Origin of the sequence: Erythrobacter sp. (genome assembly GCF_023653175.1) — a bacterium.
Taxonomy (GTDB): domain Bacteria; phylum Pseudomonadota; class Alphaproteobacteria; order Sphingomonadales; family Sphingomonadaceae; genus Erythrobacter.
On sequence record NZ_JAMNXL010000223.1, the window covers coordinates 1 to 5,054 of the forward strand.

Consider the following 5,054-nt stretch of genomic DNA (forward strand, 5'->3'; position numbering starts at 1 on the left):
GCGGCACGACGAGGAAAACCGCCTCAAGCCCTCCTTCGTCAGCGCGGTGCACGATGCGCTCGAGGCGGGCGACAAGGGCGCGGTCTATGATCTGGTCGAGCCGCTCCACGCCGCCGACATCGCCGACCTGATCGAGCTGCTGGAACCGCGCGAACGCGCACAGCTTGCCTCGACGATCAGCGACCTGATGACCGGCGAGGTCGTCGCCGAGCTTAACGATTACGTCCGCGAAAGCCTGATGGACACGCTGTCCGCACAGGCTGTCGCCACCATCGCCGAACAGCTCGACACCGACGATGCGGTGCAGCTGATCGAGGATCTGGACGAGGCCGATCAGCGCGCGGTCATGGCCGAGCTCGAGCCGGAAACGCGCGAGGCGGTTTCCAGCGCGCTCGCCTATCCCGAGGAAACCGCCGGGCGCCTGATGAGCCGTCACTTCGTGGCGGTGCCCGAGCATCTCACCGTCGGCGACCTCATCGATTACCTGCGCGAGGATGGCGATCTCGACCACGATTTCTTCGAGGTGTTCGTGATCGACGAGCGGCACCATCCGGTCGGCACCTGCGCGCTGAACTGGATTTTGACGACCCCGCGTAGCGTCCGCCTGACCGATCTGATGAAGCGCGACCAGACCCTGATCCCCGTCACGATGGATCAGGAAGAAGCCGCGCTGATGTTCCAGAAATACGCGCTGATCTCAGCCGCGGTGGTGGACGAAAGCGGGCGGCTGGTCGGGCAGATGACGGTCGACGACGTGGTCCACATCATCTCAGAGGAAGCGGCGGAAGATGCGCTGCTGATGTCCGGCGCGGGCGACGGCGACATCAACGAGCCGCTGCGCGAGGCCTATTCCAGCCGCGTGCGCTGGCTGATCGCCAATCTCGGGACGGCGGTGGTCGCCTCCTCGATCATCGCCTTCTTCGGCGCGGCGATCGAGCAGCTGGTGGCGCTCGCCGTGCTCATGCCGATCGTCGCCAGCATCGGCGGCAATGCGGGGACGCAGACGATGGCGGTGGCGGTGCGCGCGATTGCGACCAACCAGCTCACGCGCTCGAACACCAAGCGCATCCTGCTGCGCGAGTTCCGCGTGGCGCTGCTCAACGGCGGCACCATTGCGCTGCTGATCGGGCTGGCGGCGGGCTTCCTGTTCTCGCCGATGATGGGCGTCGTGATCGCGATGGCGATGGTCATCAACATCGCGATTGCGGGCCTTGCGGGCGTGCTGGTGCCGGTGATTTTCGAGCGGCTCGATCAGGACCCGGCAGTTGCTAGCAGCGTGTTCGTGACGATGATCACGGATTCGATGGGCTTCTTCGCCTTCTTAGGTTTGGCAGTGGCGATGGGTCTGACCGGCTGATAGCCCACGCTCCCAACGACAAGAGGGAGAGAGTGATGGCAGGACGGGTAGGCGGCAAGGTGGTGCTGCTGACGGGCGGCGCGATGGGTCTGGGCAAGGCGGCGACAAAGGCCCTGCTGGCCGAGGGCGCGACCGTGATCATCACCGATATCGACGAGGACGCAGGCCGCGCCACGGCGGCGGAGCTGGGCTGCGGCTACTTGCCCCAGGACGTCACCGACTGGCCCCGCTGGCAGGAGGTGATCGCCGAGGTCGAAGCCGCGCATGGCAGGCTCGACGTGCTGGTCAACAATGCCGCGATCACCGTGTTCGGCTCGATCGCCGACATTTCGCCGGAGGATTTCAAGCGCTGCTACACGGTCGATGTCGATTCGATCTTCATGGGCTGCAAGGCGGCGATCCCGCTGATGGCGCGGAGCGGCGGCGGATCGATCGTCAACTTCTCGTCCGCCGCGGGCAACAAGGTCTCGCCCGATTTGGCCGCCTACAACTCCGCCAAGGCGGCGGTCGTGACCTTGACCAAGAGCATCGCGCTCTACTGCGCGCGCGAGCAGAACGGGGTGCGGGTCAACTCGGTGCAGCCCGGCACGATCCTCACTCCCAACGTCGAGAGCGTCATCGCCGGCACCCCCGACCCGGACGCCACCCGCGCCGCCTTCAGCGTCGCCCAGCCGATCGGGCGGATGGGCGAGGTCGAGGATATCGCCCACCTCGTCGTCTATCTCGCCAGCGACGAGAGCAAGTTTGCCACCGGCGCGCCGTTCATCGTCGATGGCGGATTGAGTATCGCCTGATGCCGACCGCCGAGGACCGCTTCGCGATTATCGACCTCGCCGCGCTCTACATGCGCGGGCTCGACCGGCTCGACGGCGCGCTGCTCGAGGCGCAGTTCTGGCCCGGAGCGCGGTGCGAATACGGGGTGTTATCGGGCGGCCCGGCGGACTTCGCGGCGTTCTGCATGAGGATGCTGAAGGAGCACCAGCGCAACCACCACATGCTCGGCCAGCACCTCATCGACTTCGTGGATGAAGACGAGGCCTTCGGGGAGGTCTATTATCAGGCCTATCATCGCGTGTTGGACGAAAGCGGCGCTGCGCGCGACTTGTTCATCGCGGGCCGCTATGTCGATCTTTACGCGCGGCGCAGCGGCGTCTGGAAGATTGCCTATCGCAGCGAGCTGATCGAATGGGTGCGCGACGATCCCGCCGCGGACGCCATGGTCGCGGCCACCCCCTTCATCATGGGCGAGCGAAAACCCGCCGACCCGCTGTATGACCGCGCGGCGATGCGCCGATGAGCAGGCCCGATCTCACCGCCCCCTCCGACCCCGCGCTCGCCCCCGGGGAGGCGCGCTGCCCGGGCCCCTCGATGCAGGACATCCTCGATGCGGACGGGGACAATCCCCCCGCCGCGATGCGCGAGCAGAGCTACACTTTCCTCGGCGACGCCGACCTGCCCTTCGCGCGCTATACCGATCCGGCGTTCCACGACCTCGAGCTGGAGCGCCTGTGGCCGAACGTCTGGCAATGGGCCTGCCGCGAGGAGCACATTCCCGATCCCGGCGACCGCTATGTCTATGATGTCGCTGCGCTTTCGGTGCTGGTCGTGCGCGGGGCCGACATGGCGATCCGCGCCTTCGTCAATTCCTGCCCGCACCGGGGGATGAAGTTCGCTGCCGAAGGATCAAGGGGCGTGCGGCGCGCGCATATCCGCTGCCCCTTTCACGGAATGAGCTGGAACCTTGACGGCACGCTTCGCGAAGTGCCCTGCCGCTGGGACTTCCCGCACGTCACCGACGAGACCTTCGGCCTCGACGAGGTCGCCTGCGCCACCTGGGGCGGGTTCGTCTTCATTCACATGGGCGCCGATCCCCCGCCGCTGGCCGAGCAGCTCGAAGTCATGCCGGAGCATTTCAAGCTCTGGCCGATGGATGATCGCTATGTCGCGCTCCACACCGAGAAGGTGCTGCCCGCCAACTGGAAGATGGCGATGGAGGCCTTTCTCGAAGCCTTCCACGTGCTCGAGACCCACGCGCAGGCGGTCTACACGGCGGCCGATGCCAATGCGCAATACGACATCTTCGGACGGCACGTGTCGCGCTTCATCCATGCGGTCGGCGTGCCCTCGCCGCACCTTCGGCAGGAGGTCAGCGAGGCGACCTTGTTCGGCAAGCTCGGCCGCGATCCTGCCGCCCTGCCGGAGGGCTCCTCCGCCCGCGCAGAGCACGCAAAGCTCTTGCGCGAGGAATTGGGCGCGGCCTTCGGCACCGATCTTTCGGGCGTCTCGACCACCGAGATGATGGACTCGATCGAGTATTTCCTCTTCCCCAATGCCTTCTTCTTCCCCGGCATCGGCATCCGCCTGTGCTACCGCTTCCGCCCGCTGGGGCCGGACGAATGCCTGCACGAGATCCTCGTTCTCCAGCCCCTCCCCGCCAGCGGCGAGCGGCCCGCGCCTGCCACCCCGATCCGGCTCGGGGTCGATGACAGCTACACCACCGTCCCCGGCTTCGCGCTCGCTGAAATCCTCGATCAGGATACCGAGAACCTCAAGCTCCAGCGTGACGGGGCGAAGGCTTCGCGCAAAGGTGCGCAGACGCTCGGGAACTATCAGGAGGCGCGCATCCGGCGGCTCCATCTGACGCTCGACGAATACCTCGCCGGTTGACTTGCCGCGGCAGGTGCCGGAAAGCCGATCCATGCCGCTTCACCTGACCAAGATCGCCTTCGGGGCGAAGAGCTATGCGAATCTTGAGAGCTGGTATGAGGGCCGAGGCGCGATCGCGCTCACCACCCGCAACCGCCCGACGCGGCATGAGGAATGCATCGGCGGGTCGCTCTACTGGATCATCAACCACGCGATCGTCGCGCGCTCGGCCATTCTCGGCTTCGAGAAGACCGAGGACGGGCGCTGGGACATCGTGCTCGAGCCCAAGCTGATCCGCGTCCACCAGATCCCCAAGCGCGCGCACCAGGGGTGGCGTTACCTCACCGACGAGAAAGCTCCCAAGGACGTCGCCGAGGGCGAGGACATCGGCGATGCCCTGCCCGGCAAGCTGGCGATGAAGCTGGAGCGGCTCGGGCTGGTCTAGTCGCGCACGCGCCCCGGTGCAGTGCCGGTGCAGCACAGGAAGGCGGCGCCGGTGAGAATCATGTTGAGCCCGACCACCATTCCGAGAATCGCCAGCGACCAGCCGCCCGGCAGGCCGAGGAGCACCAGCGCGCCCAGCCCCAGCGACAGGAGACCCGAGACCAGAAACAGCCCCCAGCCGCGCAGCGGTCGGATCTGCGCCGCCATCAGCATCCGCGCGATGCCATCGGCCGCGAAGAAGGCGCCCAGCGCAAGGGTCAGCGCCAGCAGTCCGGCAAAGGGGTTGGCGAGGAACACCAGCCCGCCGAGCATATAGAGCAGGCCGAGCACGATCTGCACTGCCCTCCCCTGCCAGCCGTGGACGCGAAAGGCGTGGAGCAGCGCCGCGATCCCGCCGACCAGCAGCGTCAGCCCGACCACGAGGTTGAACGATAGCGCCGCCAGCAGCGGAAAGGCGAGTGACAGCACGCCGACCGCCAACAGCACCGCGCCGAGCACCACAAAGCCGCTCCGCCGCACCGGGGTGCGTGCGCCGAAGCGCTTGTATTGGGCCTTGGGATAGGCCGCCATCGGCTTTCGCCTCCTTATGCCGACAGACGCGGGCAGC

Annotated in this window: 6 protein-coding genes; 5 read left to right on the top strand and 1 reads right to left on the bottom strand. The window is 66.8% G+C overall.

Annotation, left to right across the window (positions count from 1 at the left end; all coding sequences use genetic code 11):
• The 5 genes from mgtE to NBV68_RS17565 all read left to right on the top strand — a co-directional run.
• Positions 1-1,357 (top strand): magnesium transporter (gene mgtE, locus NBV68_RS17545; RefSeq protein ID WP_296312356.1); only part of this gene is annotated, 1,357 nt, incomplete at its 5' end.
• A 35-nt stretch (positions 1,358-1,392) separates the two neighbouring features.
• Complete coding sequence (locus tag NBV68_RS17550) at positions 1,393-2,151, top strand: SDR family oxidoreductase (protein ID WP_296312359.1); 759 nt, start codon at positions 1,393-1,395, stop codon at positions 2,149-2,151.
• Positions 2,151-2,654: a nuclear transport factor 2 family protein gene (locus NBV68_RS17555; protein ID WP_296312362.1), complete on the top strand. Its 504-nt coding sequence runs from the start codon at positions 2,151-2,153 to the stop codon at positions 2,652-2,654. Before NBV68_RS17550 ends, NBV68_RS17555 begins: the two co-directional genes overlap by 1 nt.
• Positions 2,651-4,024, top strand: coding sequence for an aromatic ring-hydroxylating dioxygenase subunit alpha (locus tag NBV68_RS17560; RefSeq protein ID WP_296312365.1), 1,374 nt, complete (start codon positions 2,651-2,653; stop codon positions 4,022-4,024). Before NBV68_RS17555 ends, NBV68_RS17560 begins: the two co-directional genes overlap by 4 nt.
• A 31-nt stretch (positions 4,025-4,055) precedes the next feature.
• A complete protein-coding gene (locus tag NBV68_RS17565) occupies positions 4,056-4,448 on the top strand; it encodes a DUF1489 domain-containing protein (RefSeq protein WP_296312367.1) in 393 nt (130 codons plus the stop codon).
• Here NBV68_RS17565 and NBV68_RS17570 read toward each other — a convergent pair.
• Positions 4,445-5,017, bottom strand: a complete 573-nt coding sequence (locus tag NBV68_RS17570; protein ID WP_296312370.1) for a DUF308 domain-containing protein — start codon at positions 5,015-5,017, stop codon at positions 4,445-4,447. The genes NBV68_RS17565 and NBV68_RS17570 overlap by 4 nt on opposite strands.
• Between the last annotated feature and the right edge of the window lie 37 nt (positions 5,018-5,054).